Source organism: Vibrio anguillarum (genome assembly GCF_003390515.1).
Lineage (GTDB): Bacteria > Pseudomonadota > Gammaproteobacteria > Enterobacterales > Vibrionaceae > Vibrio > Vibrio anguillarum.
In genome coordinates this window covers 622,137-640,953 of record NZ_CP031478.1, presented here as the reverse complement: position 1 = coordinate 640,953, position 18,817 = coordinate 622,137, and the positions used below count along the sequence as shown (strand labels likewise).

Below are 18,817 nucleotides of genomic sequence, written 5' to 3'. Positions count from 1 at the left end.
ATTGATTGGCATCTTTAATGCCTTTTCTTTTGATCGGAACTCAGTGTAACCTCGCTGAGTTCAAGTGCTTTGGGTAGAGTAAAGACGTAATGTACACCTTGACCCACATTGGAATTAAATTGAAGTTTCCCCTTCAATTTCTGAGTGGCAAGGTTGAACACAAGATTTAAGCCAAGACCGGATCCTCCTCTACCTCTTTTGCTGGTAAAGAATGGCTCAAAGATTTTATGGTGCAGTTTTGGTTCGACGCCACAGCCATTATCTTTATATTCTAAGAGGATATTTTCTCCTTCCTGTTGGAACGCAATGGTTATTATGGGGTTTTTCTCATCACTAAAAGCGTGGTTGACGCTATTCATGACTAAGTTCGAGACAATTTGAGTGAGGACGCCTGGTAAGCTATTCATTGTGAGTCCGACATCTCCCTCTAGTTGTGGGATGACTGGAATTTTCCTAGTTTCAGGATGTAGGCTAGCGATCAACGCGCTTAATACTTGGTGGATCGAGAATTGACTACGACTCTCAGATACCTGATCGACCGCTGTTTGTTTAAAGTCTCGGATCAGTTTGGCAGCACGATTTAAGTTGCTTTCAAGCATCGTATTGGTTTCATTCATTCTCTGCATCAATTCAGAAAACTGCTGGCTTGTAAGCGTTTGGTTGGCGAAGGCGGTATTTAGCTCTTGTGTGACCTCAATGATTACCGAACTTGCGGTCACCGCGATACCCAATGGCGTGTTGACTTCATGTGCCACCCCTGCAACTAAACCACCTAAAGCCGCTAATTTCTCAGATTCAATCAACTGTGTTTGCGTGGCTTTTAGTTGCTCAATACTGTTTTCCAGATCGCAGGTTCGTTTGGCGACTTGACGCTCTAAGTTTTGGTTGAGTTTTTGTAGTTCAAGCTGAGCCAGTTTTAGCTCGGTAATATTAATGGCAGTGCCCCGTAACCCGAGAAACATATCCTCCTCATAGCGTGCTACCGCTTGAAACATCAGATAGTGCTTACAATCATTGATGATAATCGTCTCTTCACACATTGAAAACGAGCAGTGTTTAGTAATGGATTGGAGTAATTTTTTCATATCTCTCAGTGAGTCAACCTCTGAAAGTAGTGGCTTGCTATTTTCACTGATCTCTAAAGCTTGACGCATGGATTCGGAAGTATAAATCAACCTGTCAGTACTATCCGTCTCCCATAACCAGTCTGATGAGACGTCCGTAAAATCGGCTAATCGTTCTTGTTCAAGTTTTATATTGCTGTACAACGTAGTTACATTTCCGGTGATTTTATTAGTCTCATCGGCCAGCCAAGTGAGTTCATCGTTATGCCCCATAATCCATTTCTTATGAGGAAGTTTTAGTGGTTTTGGCGGATGGCGAGGGTTGTATTTGCGTAAGTATTGAGCAATGGCGAAGACACGTCGGTTTACGCTCTCATGGAAAATCATCAAAATAGCGTAACAAATAAAGGCAGTCTTAATCGCGTTCACGACCAATATCAGTAGAAACTGCTTGATTAAGTAGTTGTAGATTTCTTGGGCATTAGACTCAACGTAGATCTCACCAATCTGCTCTTTGGCTTCCGTTTTTGGGTTGATATAAAGCATGGGATAACGGTGTGCGACTAATTGCTCCGTCACTTTTTCCCCCGCACTGAACTGATAGCTGTCAGATGTGACTTCCAAATAATTAATTTTAGGTAAATTCACTAAGCCATCTAAACGTTGTTGAAGTGTTAAGAGATCATAATTCCATAAAGAAGCGGCAAGCAATTCGGCATGAACGAATTCTATTTCGTGATGACGCTGAGCCACATCATCGAACTCCCTGTCATAGTCGAAATATGTTTGTGCTAACGTTGTCATCAGGGTGACAGCCCCACTCAAAATGACAAGAAAAAAAATGATCCTGCGACCAATACGACTCGATAGTGGGTTATCAATGCTTTCATTAAATGTTCGGCTTTTGTTCATCCTGCTTCTCATTTTTTTGAGTGATAATTTGAGTATAGATGTCACATGGGAAGTGTGAATAACATCTTATTGACTACACTATAAAAAAATAGCCGAATCATTGGAGGCAGTTCATGCGTTGGATATGGATATTGTGTTTTATAAGTGTGCCCGTTATGGCGGGAAAAGTACTCTTAATAGAGAGCTACGAGCAAGGTTATGAATGGGACGCTAGCTATGTATCCGCCCTTAAGCAGTCGTTAACGCCTGCGCATGAACTGCATACCTTTGAGATGGACACTAAACGGGTACCAGCGAACCGTTATTCACAAATCGCCGAACAAGCCTTTAGCCGATATCAGCAACTGAAACCACAGGTGGTGGTTTTAGGTGACGACAATGCGTTGGTTTATATGCTGCCGAAACTCTACAACGAGCCAATCTCAATCGTGTTTCTGGGGATTAATTCCAACCCACGAAAATTCATGGCTCAATACCAAGGGCAAGCCAAAGTGACTGGTATTTTAGAGCGCCCCCTCTATGTGAAAACCATGGGAGAAATTGGCCGGATGCTCGATAAAGATAAGCGTAAAGTATTGGTGTTATTTGATTCGGGTAGTACGGCGAGTATTGCGTTGGAATTTATGCAAACCCAAGCGAGTATGATTGAAAAGAATTTAGGCATTGCGACAGAGATAGCTTCGGTGGCGACAGAGAAAGAATGGCAGACAAGAATAAGCACAGCTAAAGAGCAAGGGTTTGGCGCCATAGTCGTGGGGCTTTACCAAACCTTGGTCGATGAGAGCGAAAATAATGTGCCAGCGGATACTGTATTAACGTGGACAAACCAACATACAGAGGTTCCTTTATTTGGTTTTTGGGATTTTTCGATCGGTGCGGGCAAAGCGGCTGGGGGTGTAGTGTTAGCCGGTCGTGACCAAGGCGAAATGGCGGGCAAGACAGTGTTACGCATTTTAAATAATAATGAAGACGCAAGCCGCATTCCTATCCAAATCGGCCAGCAAGGGCGTGCTATTTATCATCAGGGCGAAATGTCACGCTGGGGGTTAAGCGTACCGGAAGGATGGATGAAGATTGACTGACTTTGATGAGACTGTATTGAATTGTCGAATTCAGCATTACGTCTAAAATAAAAAAAGCAAATAAAAAAGCAGAGAGGCGGGTACCTGTCTGCTTTTTCTTCATTACAGTTTATTAAACAGCCAATGGCATTTCATTTGATGGATCATGTTTACTGTAAACACGAATCAAACCAACCACAGCAAACACAGACATCAACAGCATCAATGCACCAAGTGGCATCTGGTCATGAGCTGGAATAGCCGACGCTAAAAGGGTGGCTAAACCAGCCCCAAGGTTTTGCATGCCGCCTAACACAGCACCTCCTGTTCCTGCATGGTAAGGCAGTGGTGTTAACGCTCCAGTGGTCGCTGCGGGAAAGAGAATGCCTGCACCGAGAAAATAGACAGTGGCACCACCAATTAGGGTCAATGCGCTGGTTTGCCCCAACACTCCAGGAACAAACACCACCAATGAACCTAATGCTATCGCTACCAAGCCCACATACAAGGCGCTTTTTTCGTTGAAGTTCAACGCAATAACACTCGATAGCGCCGCACCAACTAAATAACCAGGGATCGGTAAGACAAACAATAAGCTGACGGTGGTGGCAGGCAGTTGCAAAACGCCACCAAGTAATACACCTGCAGCGGCTTCAAACACCGCGACGCCAGAGAAAGTTGCTACGAGACAAATTAAATACCCTTGGAAGCGTTTGTCACTCAGCACATAGCGATAGCTGTTTGCAACCGATTCGTGTCTGCGAGCCGCTTTAGGCAATGTTTCTACCATACTCGTCATCATAGTGATCACCACGGCAATCGCGAATAGGGATAAAAATAAGTAACTAGAGCGCCAGCCAAAACTTTCTGTTAAGTACCCACCAAGAACAGGAGCAATGAGTGGCGAAAAAATAACGCACATGCTGATAAGGCTATTGGCCTTATGTAATTCTGCTCCTGAAAAACAGTCTCGAGTAAGGGTTCGAGACATTGCGCCACCACACCCAATGCCAAGCCCTTGAATAAAACTACCGACCAAAAACCAATCGTATTGGTGAGCAAATAATGCGAGTAGCGATCCTGCAATATAAATCAGCAACCCAGCGATAATAATCGGTTTGCGTCCTAGACGGTCTGACAATGGACCATAGACAAATTGTGATAGTCCATAAGGGATTAAATAACATGCCATGACCGCCTGCAGTGATGCAGGAGAAACTAAAAATTCTCCCGCCATATGGCCAATGGACGGGACGTACATCGTTTGTGTCATTTGGCCGACAGCGGTCAAAATCGCAATTAAAAATGTGAGTTTCACTAACGGAAACGATGCGGACATGGTCTATCTCCTGCACAATAGTGCAACTACGAAATATAATTAATATGAATAATGAAACTAATGGCCAGCGTTAAAAGTATCGCTCTTTCGGTGCGAGATATTAGTGAGGCCAGACGCTTTTATCAATCTAAAAGTGTGAAGTTGAGCAAGATAAAAATCTATGATTTGAATTAGAAAAACTAATCATTATTTGGGTAGGTAAAGAGAAATGAAAGACGGTTCCAATGCCTGTGTTGGGTATGGCTCTTGGTGTCTGATAATGTACCTAGTTTTTCTATTGCTTTTGCGCTGAACAGTGACTAATATTTAATGTAAATGAGAATTAATATCATAAAGGTGTGATTAATGATGTTACCTTTACTTGCTGCATTATTATTTATAGTGGGACTTGGCAAAAAGTTGTCGGTTCCAAATTCGTGGCTCTTCTACTATGCACTTTCTGTTGTATTGTTAAGCTGGCTATTCAGTATGAACCCCATTTTTGTCCTGATCCCGTTGTTTGTCTTGTCACCTTGTCTTATCCACTATCGACATATCAAGGTGATTAAAATGGCTTATGTGGGCTGCCTGCTGCTGTCTTTTTTCGTCTCTTGGTTTGTGTAAACCAATCCATGTCTTTTCTCGCCAGACATTCCAAGTAGCTTGGGGATAGTATTTGTGAAAATCATAAGGTAGGATCGCCGGCCTTTTTCTGATGCTAGGAGGTAGCGATGTTTATTGGTTTTGACTATGGAACGGCGAACTGTTCTGTCGCTATGATGCAAGATGGGCAACCAACATTGTTACCCATAGAAGGTAAAAGCCACTACATTCCTTCGACAATATGCGCCCCGACGCGAGAGTCCATTTCTGAGCATCTGTTCCGTCATCACAATATTACGCCAAGCGATAAAATTGGTGAGCAAGTACTTCGCCGCGCGATCAATGTGAATAGAGAAGAGAGTATTGAACTTGCCGCGCAAGACATTGCCTTTGGCCAAGCGGCGCTCGATCTCTATCTGCAGGATCCGCGCGATATTTATTACGTTAAATCCCCTAAATCATTTCTAGGCGCGGCAGGTTTACGTGATGTGCAGGTCAGTTTTTTCGAAGACTTGGTGTGCGCCATGATGGTCAATATTAAGCATAATGCAGAGCAGCACCTTCAGCGCACCATCCAAGATACTGTGATTGGTCGTCCTATTAACTTTCATGGCCGAGGTGGTGAAGAGGCCAATCGACAAGCGGAATCTATTTTACAACGTGCGGCGAAACGCGCCGGTTTTCAGCACATCAGTTTTCAGTTTGAACCCGTTGCGGCGGGCTTAGAATATGAAGCGACTCTGGTGCAAGATCAAACCGTACTTGTGGTTGATATCGGTGGTGGAACCACCGACTGTTCATTGCTAAAAATGGGGCCGAGTTGGCGAGGGCGTGACGACCGCACCGCGAGTTTGCTTGCGCATAGTGGCCAACGGGTCGGAGGCAATGATCTTGATATCTATATTGCTTTCAAACAGTTGATGTCTTCTTTTGGATTAGGCAGTAAAGCCATTTCTGGCATTGATATGCCGATCACGCAGTTTTGGAACCCGATTGCAATTAACAACGTGGAAGCGCAACGTGACTTCTATGCTCAGCAAAACTTGGCAGCATTGAAATTGCTACACAAAGAGGCGCAGCAACCAGAAAAGTTGGCGCGTTTGCTGAAAGTCTATTTTGAAACGCTCGGCTATCAAATTGTACGCCGTGCAGAAGAGGCAAAAATTGCTCTATCTGATCTTACGCAATGTCAGGTGGTGCTCGATCTTCTTTCTGAGCAGATCGAAGTGCAAATTGAGCGTGAGCAAATGATCGACGCCATTGAATCCCCTAAAGCGAAAATGGTGGAATTGGTCAAAGAAGCGGTTGAACAAGGTGGTGTGAAGCCGGATGTTATCTTTATGACGGGCGGATCTGCTCGTTCTCCAATATTACGCCAAGCGGTAGAGCAGCAACTTCCCCACGTACCCGTTGTCAGCGGTAACTACTTTGGTTCAGTGACTGCTGGTTTGGCTCGTTGGGCAGAGATTTGCTATCGCTGATATGAGCGCTTAGCGCTTCGTTTTTGATGCGTTGGCGGCCGGTAATATTGCGAATGATCGTGTTTCATTAAAACATTACTGGCAACCAAGCTACCTAAGCTTATCAACCCTAATCCGATCCAAGTCAAAGGCGTTGGCATCTCACCAAAAACGGGAATCGCCAACAAGGTTGCCACGACTGGTGTTGCAGAGCCAAAGGCCGCGGAGCGTTCTGCGCCGAGTGTTGAAACTGCATATAAATAGGTAAATGCTGCAATGAGCCCCGCCCCGACACCTTGTAGCAGTGTGTGTCCCGCCAGTTCTTTCCACGGCCAGTGTGCAAAAGAGTGTGTGGCTAAGTAGCTATCGACGATGCCTAAAGCGATTAGAACGGCCAATAAAATAGTAGAAAGTAAAGCAACCCATCCCGCGCTGACGAGCGCATGCAAATTCGCTACCCGCGCACAAATCGTAAACATTGCCCACATCAGGCTGCCGGTTAAAAACATCAAATGTCCGGTCAAACGGTTTGACTCAAAATCAGTGGCACTTGAATAGAGGAAAATACCAACCCCTGCCACCACTAAAGTCAGCCCAGCGACTCGATGGCGACTTAACGGCTGTTTAAACAGCAACACCGCGATACCCGAGACAAACAGCGGCAGCACGCCCGGAACAAGCGCGCTACCATCAGAAACCGGAACGTAGTGCATCGCATGGCTTGTCACTAGTAAATAGGGCAATCCACAGCCAATAAATAGACCAATTAAGTAACGTATAGGTATATTTTGCAATTGATGTCGAGTTCTCCAAACCAATGGAGAGAGCAACAAAGCGGGCAGTAAAAAGCGTGTTAATGCAATATCCGCAGGGGTTAATAGGCCGCTGGCTCCTGCCTTTAAAGAGAGGAAAAAGCCGGACCATAATAACAGCGTGGTGCCTATCGCGAGGTAGCCATAAATCATAATTTTATTCACATCAATGGATGGTTTCTCACCATTATCTATGGTTCGGCTTACTTTTATCCGGCAAGTTCACCCTTATTGCTAGATGGTTTAGCACTTATCCGCTATAAATTAGCAAAATGTTAGTGGATTTCATCAAGGATCGAGTAATGGATAGAATAGACCGCCGTATGTTGACCTTATTACAAACAGAGGGACGCTTAAGCACCGCAGAGCTTGCGGAAAAGGTTGGATTATCACCTTCTCCCTGCGCAAGACGCTTGAAACGATTAGAGGAGAGCGGGATCATTGATGGCTATCAAGCTCGCTTAAGCCGGCAAGCTGTCGGAGTTGGTATGACGGTTTTTGTTGAAGTTAGCCTGAATAATCATCAAGCCGCTTCCATTGATAGTTTTGAAGAGGCAATCAAAGAGATGGAGGAGGTGATCAGCTGCCATGTGGTTTCAGGTGCGTATGATTACTTGCTGGAAGTCGTTAGTGCCAATTTATCAGGGTACGAAGCATTTACGCGTCAGTTACAGCGGCTCAACAATGTAAAAGATATGCATACCCACCTCGCCATGCGTCAAGTGAAAGCCGCTACCGCGATGCCTATTTGGGTTTAGAGACAGCACTTGCGTGCTGTCTTCAAGGCCAGGCGTGCTTATTCAAATTGAAATGACGCGAGAGAGTTTTTACTGATTTCGTTGGCAATCAATTGATGGATGGCCGTGGTAGGGTGCGTGACGCCCCAAAATACGTATTTGTCAGAGCTATGGTAAGCGCAATCATTGGTTAAGCTATGACGGTACAAGTAATCTAAAGCTGAATTGCGATTGATGTTGAGGCATGCATCGGTCGCATTTTCAAAGCCGTATTGCTGTGGATTGGCTGTGAGGTTTTCAAACAAGTTATGGGCATCAAATAGGATGATATTTACCCCTTGCATCTGATAATACAGTGCTTGTTGCTGAATAAACGCATTGAAAGTGGTGATCTTAGCGCTGACTTTCGCTATCTCTTCTGCTGTTGAATATTTAAATTGCGGGGCTTTGGTTGCATCGGGGAGGGTGAGTAGAATAATATTTTTGGCCCCTGAATCCACAAGACGAATCATCGCGCTGCTAAAATCTGCTTTGACTTCATATACTTCACGGTTGTAATTCATAAAGTCATTCAAGCCAAATTCAAGGGTAAAGAGCGTATTTTCTGGCTGGTAGTTTTTGGCCATTGTCATGTAATTTAGATAAGAGCTGACTTGATCGTTCACACCCGTCAGCGCGATATATTGATTACGCCCTGCGGCACCGCCAATCGCCCAGTTATATACAGGTAAATTGTGCATTTTTGCTAAATACTCTGTCCACACCAAACCATTGGAAAAGTGTCCTAAAAACCAAGAGTTAGGATTGGGAAATTTCCATTGTGACGCATTGAATATATTTCCTGTATCCGAAAGGCTGTCACCTATGGTCACCATTTTATTAATGACGGGTTTGGCATTTTGTTTATCGTTAGTCCAGATCGAATGATTGTATGAGAACCTATTGTCTGCTGCGAAATAAGTAATATCTGCAGAATCGTGACTGACGCCGAGCGTCTCTTCACAACGCTGCTTTATTTCATATTGTGAGGTGTCAGTATAAAACATATTTTTAAAGCGCACAGATGACCACCAGTAACCACTAATGGTGTAGTCATTTCCTTGTTCATCCAATGCCCACTCCCAATCTGTTGCTGGGTCATCATGATTGCCAGCGGGCCGATACCAACAGCGTACATAAGTGTAGGTTTGCTTATTTTGCGTATTCATTACGCCATAAGCGGTAACTGGTTCTGAGGTGGTATCCGTATTTTCTGCAATCGCCATGGAGAGTGGCAATATTGCAGTCATCAATAATGTTATTAGTTTCATATTTTTTTCTTATTGGTTTAGGCGCATATTCATTCAAGAATAAGTGCGAAAGTGAAATTAAACAACTGGTCAGACCTATTTTGAATTTATAGTGTTAAGCGTCAATCAATAAACGACTATGTTGGACATTATTTGGTATTAAGATCAAATAATGAATTATCAGTGAAACGAACGCTGAGGTTTTTTATAAATTCTAATTTAGATAAATAACAATAAGGCTTTGCTTTATTATTTCATTCTAATATTAACTTTTATCTACTTAATACAAGTATCAATAAATTTATAGTCAGTCAATGAGTATAAAAATTAAACGGTTTTATTGTGATTCTAAGCCACATTAAAGATATTTTCTCTTTGTGTTCTTTATTTTTAGAACTATTAATAATTCACCACAAAAGTGCCAAAAAACTAATGTCCTTTTCTTTTGTGGCCTGAAAAAATAAAAAATGGGTATTTATTTTCTTTTAAATACCGTGATAACAATAAAAATGCTTAGAGGTTTATATGCTAATAAACAGAAGAAAAGCACTCAGCGCTATTGCCATTATGTCAGGCTTGGTATGGAACACCGCTCAAGCTGATGTGTATCAGCCGCAAGGTTTGGCCATTGAAATGTTCAGTGAGCTTCAGGATGACAGCCAAATCAACTACCTCAATGCAAGCTACTGGCTACAAGAAGAGGTTGAGCCACCAGCACTAGCTCAGATCCGTGACGATGTATTGAATCAGCATCTGCGCTATTTTGTCGATTTCAGTATGATTGAAGATGAATCGCAAAAGGCTGAAGCGAAAACACGCTTCAGGAAAAAACTAGGGTTAGCGTTTGCCAGTGACTTTTTGATCATCAGTGAACACAAGGGAGAATTACTGTTCACACCACTAGATGACGAGAATGATCCCAACATTCGTTTGTTGGAAGCCGCTAAAATGACTCATTCTCGCCAGCGTCGCAGTACGGCCAACGCGCTGTCAAGTAGTGTTTCGGAGACAAATTCTCTGCCACACGTTGCGTTTTATTTGAATGTCAATCGGCCTATTACTGATAATGAATGTACGTTTAATAACTCACATCTTTGGGATCGAGGCACGCGAGTATTTTGCGATAACCCGAATATCTCGTTGATTTATAGAGTTAACCTAGAGCGTTCATTGCAATATGGCACCATTGGCTCTGCGACACCGGACGCGAAAATTGTTCGCATCAGCTTAGATGATGATACAACGGGAGCGGGGATCCATCTCAATGACCGTCTTGATTATCGTCAATCGGGTGCTGATTACCTGACATTAGATGCTTATTTCCGAGATTGGTCGACTGATGCCATCGCTCAAGACTATCAATTTGTATTTAACTCTTCGAACAACAAAGCGCAGATCTTAAAAACGTTCCCGAGAGAAAATCTCAATGCCGAATATGAGGTAAAAGAGGTATCCGGCTTCCAGCTAGGGGTGAGTGGTGGTGTCGAGGTTAGTGCTGATGGGCCTAAAGGAAAGTTAGAAGCTAATGCTAGCTACAACCAAAGCCGTTGGTTAACCTTTAAAACGCATGATTACCGTGTTGAACGTAGCACTAATAACGCGCAAAACGTCAGCTTCAAATGGAATCGTAGCCAATATGCGACCGCCGAATCGATGATGAATCGCTCTACGGATGCAATATGGGTCAATACTTACCCTGTGGATACCAACCGCATTAACCCGATTGGTTACGCAAGCTTTGTACCAAAAATGGATGTGATCTATAAAGCCGCTCCCAATGCGACGGGGACAACGGAGTTCACCATTGACTCTTCGGTCAATATCCGTCCTATTTATAACGGTGCTTATAAGCATTATTATGTTGTAGGTGGGCATCAGTCCTACCATGGTTTTGAAAATACGACGCGTCGCAGAGTGAGCAAAAGTGCCAGTTTTACAGTGGATTGGGAGCACCCAGTATTCACGGGCGGTCGTCCAGTGAATTTGCAATTAGGCAGCTTTAATAATCGTTGCGTTGATGTGGCCGATAATGGCGTACTCTCTGCCTCAAGCTGTGATGAAACCAAAAACTCACAATCGTTTATTTATGATCAGTTAGGTCGCTATGTGAGTGCAAACGACATCCATCAATGTTTGGATGGACAATCACTGGGTCAATTACAAACCTGTAGTTCGAGTTTAAGTCAGCGTTGGGAATGGGTAGAAAACAGCGATAAGCTGAGTAATGTTTTCTCTCATGAGCTGCTTGGTCATGACAAAACAAGTGGAGAATTAGGCTTGTATGCTGATGACAATGATCAAGTGAGTGTGCGCACCATTACTGCTTATAGCAATGTATTCAAGTCAGATAATGAATCGGTCGTATTTGGGTTTACGTCGGGTTCACTGGCGTTGCAAGATGTTGGCCAAGCAGGAATACTCTATATTCGTCATGGCGCTGCGATCGATGCAATTGGTACGCAAGCCAATGCGACGCAAGGTGGTGGAAGCGGTAGTTTGACTGAAATTGATCTGAAACGTGTTACGCAAATAACCGTGACTTCCGGTGAGTTCAAGTACGGTGGTAACCATTTACTCCGTATGGCTTTTAAGCTTGATGATGGTTCAACCAAAGTGGTGGGGTCAAAAGGCTCTGCAATAAGCACACACGATGAAGTGTTTGAGTTGCCAGCCGGATCGGCCATTCGGCAAGTCAAGGTTTGGTCTGAAGGTTGGTTAGCCGATGGTATTCAATTTATTATAAAATAGCGCAATCAGTTCATGATTGAGTAGTAAAGAGCGCTCATGCTTTTGGCTTAATTAGCTAAAACGTGAGTGCTCTTTTTGTTAATGTAATGTTAATTTTATCTGTTGTTTTTTTTAGTTCATTCACGAAGCTGGTAAGCCGACATGAAATAAAGTGCTTTTCTTCTACAGTTAGGGTGCTCCTCAGAGGTCTAATCTCTGGTGTGGTAACGGTAGGCTAGATGTATGCCGCGCCTAAACCAGGCACTACAATAAGAAGGAATTTACTTTGAAAAAAACGATTATTATTGCTGCTTTTTGTCTGCTGAGTACCACGGCGCTGGCGGCAACCAGCACGGTGGCGTTAAGTAAGACAGGCTATACCCAAACCCAGTACCCTATTGTGTTAGTTCATGGCTTATTTGGTTTTGATACACTGGCCGGAGTCGATTATTTCTACGGCATTCCGCAATCACTGACGAAAGATGGCGCAAAGGTCTACGTGGCTCAAGTCTCAGCAACCAACAGCTCTGAGCTGAGAGGTGAACAACTATTGCAACAAGTGGAGTCACTTTTAGCCGCTACGGGCGATCAAAAAGTTAACCTGATTGGCCATAGTCATGGCGGACCAACGGCTCGCTATGTTGCATCAGTTCGGCCCGATCTTGTGGCGTCCGTGACTAGCATTGGTGGTGTGAATAAAGGCTCAATCGTGGCAGATTTAGTGCGTGGGCACATCAAAGAGGGCTCCATTTCTGAAGCGATTGCCGTCAAAATGGCGCAAGGATTGGCGGGTTTGGTTGGCCTTCTTTCTGGGGGAAGTAACCTAGATCAAGATCCTTTAGCTTCCTTAGAAGCTTTAACTACCCAAGGTTCGCTAGCGTTTAATCAACACTACCCAGAAGGTGTTCCAAGCAGTGAATGTGGTGATGGTGAATTACTGGCTGACAATGGTGTTTATTACTATTCGTGGACAGGATCTTCGACCTTTACCAACCTCCTTGACCCAACTGATGCTGCGATGATGTTGACTGGGCTTGTCTTTAATGGCCCTAATGATGGTTTAGTCGGCGTATGCAGTACTCACTTGGGTAAGGTGATCCGCGATGATTACCAAATGAACCACTTAGATGAAATCAACGGCTTGCTTGGGATACACCACCTTTTTGAAACTGACCCCGTTACCTTGTATCGCCAGCACGCTAATCGATTGAAGCTTCAAGGTTTATAACTTCGAGGTCTATAGTTTCGAGGTTTATAACTTCAAGTTTTGAAACATCAAACTTTATAAGGATTGGCTATGAAAAAGCCCGCACTATTTGGTTTTGTCGTGATCATCTTGGGGAGCATCGGTGCGGTGCTTTTTCTGCAAAAGCCAGTATCATCACAGAGCGCGTTACAAACGCCATCTCAACAAGATACGCAGATAGACAGCGCATCGAGTCTTGATTTAATTCACTATTTTATCTCTACATTAGGAGAGAGCTCATTGCCTGAGGTTGAGCTGCGCATTGCCCAGCATGCTGAGCAAGATGAGGGCGTGGTGATCGATCCAATGCTTTTTGAACAGTTTATCCAATACAAACAAGCATTAGCTGAGTTAGAGGCTAATTCTTCCATCGCCAGTCTCGATCTTGCTACCTTAGCTGAGATCAATCAGCAGTTACTGAAAATACAAAGTCAATTTTTTAACGTTGATCAGCAAAGTATGTTGTTTGGTGAAGAGAATGCGTTACGAAATTTAGCGTTAGAAAAGCTGCGCATTAAAGCTCAAGCAGTCGATTCATATGATGAGCAGTTGCAGTGGCAAACGTTATTAGCACAGCAGCCAGAATACATTCAGCGCAGTGAACGCAATGTACAACTACTGCCAGCACTCAACGCGAGTCGCCATTTGTCCACGCAAGAGCAATACTTAGCTTGGAACGAGTTGGTTGGCGAACAAGGAGCACAGCGGTTAACGCAGCTTAGTGAGCAGCGAGAGCAGTTTTCTCAGCATCTCGAAAACTATCTACAACAGCGTTCGGCGGTGCTTGAAAATACGCGCTTGAGCCAAGATGAAAAAAATCAGCAAATTACGCAACTGCGTACCCAAACGTTTGAGGCCAAACAACTCAAACGCGTCGAGGCGTTGGAAAGGTTAAGTGATCAATCGCTTTAATTCTGTTTATCCAATAAAGAAGAGCGCGACCGAAGCCGCGCTCAAGTTCTCTAAGAGAAAATAGAATAGGTGGTTACAAATTCACCACAATGGTGTTAGTCACTGTTGCACCTTTGTCATCCATCACTTTAATTTTCACTTCATGTTTTCCAGAGCTTGGGAAAATGGCGGTGAAGAGTTTGCCACGTTTTATTTTTCCATTCGGCAGGGTCCATTCCGTATCGACAATACGCCCATCGCTATCGCTGCTGGTTGACCACATCGTTACCCAGCGTCCAAGGTGGATGTACTTAGCACTGGCTTGCGGTAATGCGTTAGGCACTTCAACCTGTGTTGTACGCGTAGTGGTGTTGGTTGCGCCTTTATCATCCGTTACGGTTAGGCTTACGGTGTATTGCCCTGCTTTGGTGTAGCTCCAGCTTGGCGCCATTTCGCTGCTCATTTGGCCGTTACCAAAATCCCATGCGTAACTGACTAGCTCGCCATCTTCATCATGGCTGTAGTTGAGAGCACTGACAGATAAACCGTCGGTTTTAAGCTCAAAGTTGGCGACAGGAGCTTGGTTTTGTTCGCTGACTTTTGATAAGCGAATTACGCCATACTCATTGTCTTGGCCTTGGTTGAGGATGTCGATCATCAAGCCAAATTCCGTTAACTTACGCCCAGCATCTGGTACTAATGGTGAGCTGTAATCCGCGCCATCAGAGAAATTACCATTACCGATTAAGCTTGTGTCTTCGAGCACATCACCATCGGCAGCGACTAAACGTAGAGGTGTTTGATCTTGCAATGAGAAGGTTGCATCTCGCACTTGGAAGCGCGTTTGTGCGGCCTCACCGGTTTTTGACCAAACCAATGCGTTTTGATCCGCATCGACGACACCTAACCAACCTTCACCTGGGTGGTTACCTACCCAGTTATCCGTGTAAGATTCATCCACATACCAAACCAGTAGGCCGGGTTCGAAAGTCATCAACTGGCCCATGCGTTTGATATTGGCTAAGCCTTGGTCGACGTCATTGTGGCTACGCCATTGCAGTAAATAATAGTGTGGCGCTTCATGAAAGCCATTGTTGGTGGTGTAACCTTTAAAGGCGAAGGTGGATGTTCCTTCGGCATCATCAATAAGGGTTTGCTGCCCGTCGACCTCTAACTGTAGGTTATCAAGGTAAAGACCTTCCATGGCTAAGCCGCCATCAGTGACATAGTCAAAGCTGAGTGTCACTTCTTGGCCTGCCCACTGGGAGACGTCAAATATCGCATCGACCCAACCATCCGACTGACCAGCAATAGCAGGTACAAGCCCTGTATTGTACGGGTCATCCATGGTGGTGATGTTACCTGCAATCGCTTTACCATTGATCAGTACGCGTGCAAAGTCGTAGTCTTTTTCAATCTGATACCATGCTTTAAAATTCAGCGTAGCTTGTTCACCAGCAGGGATAGAAAGCTTACGAGACATACTATTTTTCAGATCATCGCCTCGGTTTGAATAAAAAGCGGACGAACCTTGATAAGGCTTCACCCCATCAACACGCTTCAGTGGTAAATCAATCTTCACCATATTTGGTCGAGCATTGTCAGTGGTTTGGAATAGGGTAAATACGCGAGGATTTTTCTCTAACTCTGCAATCGAAATTTGATCGTCATTGATCCAACGACCACCGACCGCTTTTTGTAAGAACTGTTTAGACCAAGAGCTGAATGCCGTCGGTTGTGTCCCGCCAATTTTTCCGGCCCAACTGCCAGAAGACATGATGGACCAATAGGAAACTGGCTCACCTTTACCTGTGTATTGGGTATCGTATTCGTCAGGCAAACCTAAATCGTGGCCATACTCGTGTGCGCAAACCCCAGCGGCCGCATCAATCGGTTGCATTGTGTAATCAAAGGCGGCATATTGGCCGTTAAAGCGATCTGGAAGCGTACTTTTTGTGCCTTGAAGGACATAAGGTTGGCCGAGATTATAACGGTGGGACCATATGGCGTCAGGTCCAAGCACACCGCCGCCGGCTTCTTCACCAACGGATGCATGGAACACCATCAAGTGATCGATGACGCCGTCCGGTTCGCGGAAGTTGCCATTACCATTGTAATCGTAACGATCTTCAATATCGTAATCGGCCAGATTAATACTAGGGTCTTGCGCCAGTTGGTTCAGTGCTTCGCGTACCAACTCTTGCGCATTCATATCTTTGTCTGTTGTTGCCGAGTTGCCCCCGTAAAACGCGGCGTTTTTAGACGCGCGATACCAACCTGCGGCTTGCCCGGCCACACTGTAGCTTTGCCCAGACTCGCTTTCATAATACTGACGCATCGAGATGAAATTTTCTCCATTAGGGCCTGCATAGCCCGCATCGGAAAAAAGCAGATCTTGATAGTGAGGTGGATTGTAGCTGGCATAGAGCATTTCAGTATGCTCTTTGGTCAGGCGGTTATCGTTCCAAGGTAAATCGGGAAAATCAATTAAAAGCGCTAATACCTTATCGGTGCGTTTGGTGCTGATATCGAGAGCAAAAACGCTGGCTTTTTGCTGGCCTTTTTGTTTTTCAATGGTCTTTAATACCCGTGCGCGTTGCTCAAGAGCTTGCTTACCAAATTGCGCATCGCCGTGGAAGCCCGATTTGATTTTCTGCTCTAAATAACGATCCAAGGCATCGCGCTTAATTGCATCGGTAGCATTGGCATCCACAACACCGTTACGCACTAACATTTCAATGAGTTTATCTTCATTGACTACCCCTAAATCAATCGGGGTGTGCGCATAAGCACTGACGTTAAATAGTGTTACCATTGCTGACGCAAGCAAGGTTTTCCTTATGTGTTTCATCTGCTTTCCTTATTTGTCTTTCTGTATTTATGGTATTAACAATTTCACTGAACTGATTTCCATACGACTGAGCGCTATAGAGAATAGATGGCTTTCATCGCCATAAAATAGAATTCATGGACGCAATGAGTGGCTGGTATATTCTTATCTAGGCAAGTTTTCTGAGTGTTATTCAGTGAAGATTGAACGGGTGATTTAGTCGCTCTTCGGCGGAGAAATACACGCTTCTTCTTGATGAGTTGTCGAATTGAGAGACTTTTCTTTGTGGTGTTTTCTTTGTAGATAAAGGGCAAGTGCTTGTTGTTGCTGTTCTGATGTCAGCCCTTCACATATCACACCTCGTTCGATTAATGAGGCGAGCAACCGTTCATCATCAACTGAAGATTGAGCAAGGCTAATTGATGAGTAACTAATTAATAAAAAATAAATTAAATGTTTCACAGTATATCCATATAATGTGTGAATTATTCGTAACAATCTATATATCAGTCATGCGCATAGCAAGTGTAAATAATTGTTGTTTTGAAATAACATCATATTTTAAACATAACCAGTTAACATTTGGTTTGTTTTTAATTGATAAATATGTTGGTTCTTTATTCTTAAATTTAGAATTAATAATTGATGGATTTGTATTTTATTCTTAATGATGAAGATGAAATTCTTTAGATAAATAAAGTGATAGGTTAGAATTCAATCGAAAGTGAATGTTGGGTCAAAACCAACAATGACTAATAATAGGTTTAGTGTTTTTAATAATATGAACTTTGCTAAAAGATGATCTTAGTTCAATAAATAATTCATCATTTAAGCCTGCATTTAAGAGTCATTAACTTGTGGCGTTGATGAGCCAAGTGGCAAAGGTATCGTTGCCTGGACACCTTGCAGCCATTGAGCAAACGTGCTTTATTGAAATCAGTGACTGATTATTTTGGAATGTTTGCATTATGTGCCGCTGGCTCGCCTACCAAGGAACTCCTATCTACCTCGATCAACTGGTTTATCAACCGGAACACTCTCTCGTGCACCAAAGTTTAGAAGCGCGTAAAGCGGTCACCCGTGTCAACGCTGATGGGTTTGGGCTGGGTTGGTATACCGAACGCACTACACCCGGGCAGTTTCATGAAGTCTTACCCGCTTGGGGAGATGAAAACCTGCGATCCTTAACGCATCACATTCGTTCTCACCGTTTTATGGCACATGTGCGTTCGTCCACCGGAACGCAGGTTTCCCGTTCTAACTGTCATCCGTTTATTTTGGATCACTGGATGTTTTTACATAACGGGCAAATTGGTGAGTTTGAAAAAGTGAAATTCGCCTTAGAACGGCAGCTACCGGAATCGCTATACGTCAAGCGTGTTGGGACAACGGATAGTGAATTGATTTTTTTATTGATGATGAGTAATGGGTTACGCAGTCAGCCAGTACAAGCCATTACGACCACGATTGGTCAAATTGCGCAGGCTTTGGCGGAGAAACAGATAGTCACACCTTTTAAAGCTTCGATTTGTATCTCTGATGGGCAAGATTTTTGGTTAGTGCGTTATAGCTCTGATGGTAATCCGCCGACCGTGTTTAGTAAAAGCGAAGGCGATAATATGGTGGTTGCGTCAGAACCCCTTGATAGTGAAAGTGGTTGGCAAATGATTGAGCCGCAAACCATTACTCATGTGATTGGCACTCAATGTACTGTGTATCCGATCACTTAGTTAGTGGTGGAAAAATTAGTAATGTATTGATATATAAGATCTATTGGTTAATCGATTGCTCTCTCATGAGAGCAATTCTTTTTTGAAGTAAGATCCTGGTTTCTGTGCATCAAGTTTCATTTTGTTGATGTGATTCT

At 43.9% G+C, this 18,817-nt stretch carries 14 protein-coding genes; 8 read left to right on the top strand and 6 right to left on the bottom strand.

What is annotated here, in order from left to right; genetic code table 11:
• Positions 1-14: 14 nt before the first annotated feature.
• Positions 15-1,976: a PAS domain-containing sensor histidine kinase gene (locus DD616_RS02710; protein WP_231140439.1), complete on the bottom strand. Its 1,962-nt coding sequence runs from the start codon at positions 1,974-1,976 to the stop codon at positions 15-17.
• Between the two features lie 113 nt (positions 1,977-2,089).
• Here DD616_RS02710 and DD616_RS02705 point away from each other — a divergent pair, with 113 nt between their 5' ends.
• Positions 2,090-3,058, top strand: a complete 969-nt coding sequence (locus tag DD616_RS02705) for an ABC transporter substrate-binding protein (protein WP_208871412.1) — start codon at positions 2,090-2,092, stop codon at positions 3,056-3,058.
• A 112-nt stretch (positions 3,059-3,170) separates the two neighbouring features.
• On the opposite strand, the gene emrD is transcribed toward DD616_RS02705, so the two are convergent.
• Positions 3,171-4,376 (bottom strand): multidrug efflux MFS transporter EmrD, encoded by a 1,206-nt coding sequence (gene emrD, locus DD616_RS02700; RefSeq protein ID WP_013868437.1) that lies wholly within the window; start codon positions 4,374-4,376, stop codon positions 3,171-3,173.
• A gap of 345 nt (positions 4,377-4,721) precedes the next feature.
• Between emrD and DD616_RS02695 the strand changes: the two genes are divergently transcribed.
• Both DD616_RS02695 and yegD read left to right on the top strand, forming a co-directional pair.
• Positions 4,722-4,979: a hypothetical protein gene (locus tag DD616_RS02695; RefSeq protein ID WP_208871411.1), complete on the top strand. Its 258-nt coding sequence runs from the start codon at positions 4,722-4,724 to the stop codon at positions 4,977-4,979.
• A 107-nt stretch (positions 4,980-5,086) separates the two neighbouring features.
• Positions 5,087-6,439 (top strand): molecular chaperone, encoded by a 1,353-nt coding sequence (yegD, locus tag DD616_RS02690; RefSeq protein ID WP_017045097.1) that lies wholly within the window; start codon positions 5,087-5,089, stop codon positions 6,437-6,439.
• Here the strand turns inward: yegD and DD616_RS02685 are convergent.
• Positions 6,430-7,383: a DMT family transporter gene (locus tag DD616_RS02685; RefSeq protein WP_208871410.1), complete on the bottom strand. Its 954-nt coding sequence runs from the start codon at positions 7,381-7,383 to the stop codon at positions 6,430-6,432. The two genes, yegD and DD616_RS02685, sit on opposite strands and share 10 nt — an antisense overlap.
• Positions 7,384-7,532: 149 nt before the next feature.
• Between DD616_RS02685 and DD616_RS02680 the strand changes: the two genes are divergently transcribed.
• Complete coding sequence (locus DD616_RS02680) at positions 7,533-7,988, top strand: Lrp/AsnC family transcriptional regulator (protein WP_026027548.1); 456 nt, start codon at positions 7,533-7,535, stop codon at positions 7,986-7,988.
• A gap of 38 nt (positions 7,989-8,026) precedes the next feature.
• On the opposite strand, the gene DD616_RS02675 is transcribed toward DD616_RS02680, so the two are convergent.
• The gene (locus DD616_RS02675; protein ID WP_208871409.1) at positions 8,027-9,277 is read right to left on the bottom strand and encodes an SGNH/GDSL hydrolase family protein; all 1,251 of its coding nucleotides are present in this window, start codon (positions 9,275-9,277) and stop codon (positions 8,027-8,029) included.
• A gap of 504 nt (positions 9,278-9,781) precedes the next feature.
• On the opposite strand from DD616_RS02675, the gene DD616_RS02670 reads away from it, so the two are divergent.
• The 3 genes from DD616_RS02670 to DD616_RS02660 all read left to right on the top strand — a co-directional run bounded on the left by DD616_RS02670 (position 9,782) and on the right by DD616_RS02660 (position 14,141).
• Positions 9,782-12,004, top strand: a complete 2,223-nt coding sequence (locus DD616_RS02670; RefSeq protein ID WP_094126764.1) for a leukocidin family pore-forming toxin — start codon at positions 9,782-9,784, stop codon at positions 12,002-12,004.
• Between the two features lie 265 nt (positions 12,005-12,269).
• Entirely contained in the window at positions 12,270-13,211 is a 942-nt protein-coding gene (locus DD616_RS02665) for a lipase family alpha/beta hydrolase (protein ID WP_208871408.1), read from the top strand.
• Positions 13,212-13,280: 69 nt separating this feature from the next.
• Positions 13,281-14,141 (top strand): lipase secretion chaperone, encoded by an 861-nt coding sequence (locus DD616_RS02660; protein ID WP_208871407.1) that lies wholly within the window; start codon positions 13,281-13,283, stop codon positions 14,139-14,141.
• 73 nt (positions 14,142-14,214) lie between these two features.
• Here the strand turns inward: DD616_RS02660 and DD616_RS02655 are convergent, their stop codons facing one another.
• Together DD616_RS02655 and DD616_RS02650 are read right to left on the bottom strand one after the other, a co-directional pair.
• Positions 14,215-16,971 carry an immune inhibitor A domain-containing protein gene (locus DD616_RS02655; RefSeq protein ID WP_017049998.1) on the bottom strand — a complete coding sequence of 919 codons (2,757 nt, stop codon included), beginning with the start codon at positions 16,969-16,971 and terminating at the stop codon, positions 14,215-14,217.
• A 195-nt stretch (positions 16,972-17,166) separates the two neighbouring features.
• A complete protein-coding gene (locus DD616_RS02650) occupies positions 17,167-17,412 on the bottom strand; it encodes a hypothetical protein (RefSeq protein ID WP_017043657.1) in 246 nt (81 codons plus the stop codon).
• Positions 17,413-17,918: 506 nt separating this feature from the next.
• On the opposite strand from DD616_RS02650, the gene DD616_RS02645 reads away from it, so the two are divergent.
• On the top strand, positions 17,919-18,680 hold the full coding sequence (locus DD616_RS02645) for a class II glutamine amidotransferase (protein WP_019282661.1): 762 nt from the start codon (positions 17,919-17,921) through the stop codon (positions 18,678-18,680).
• Positions 18,681-18,817: the final 137 nt, after the last annotated feature.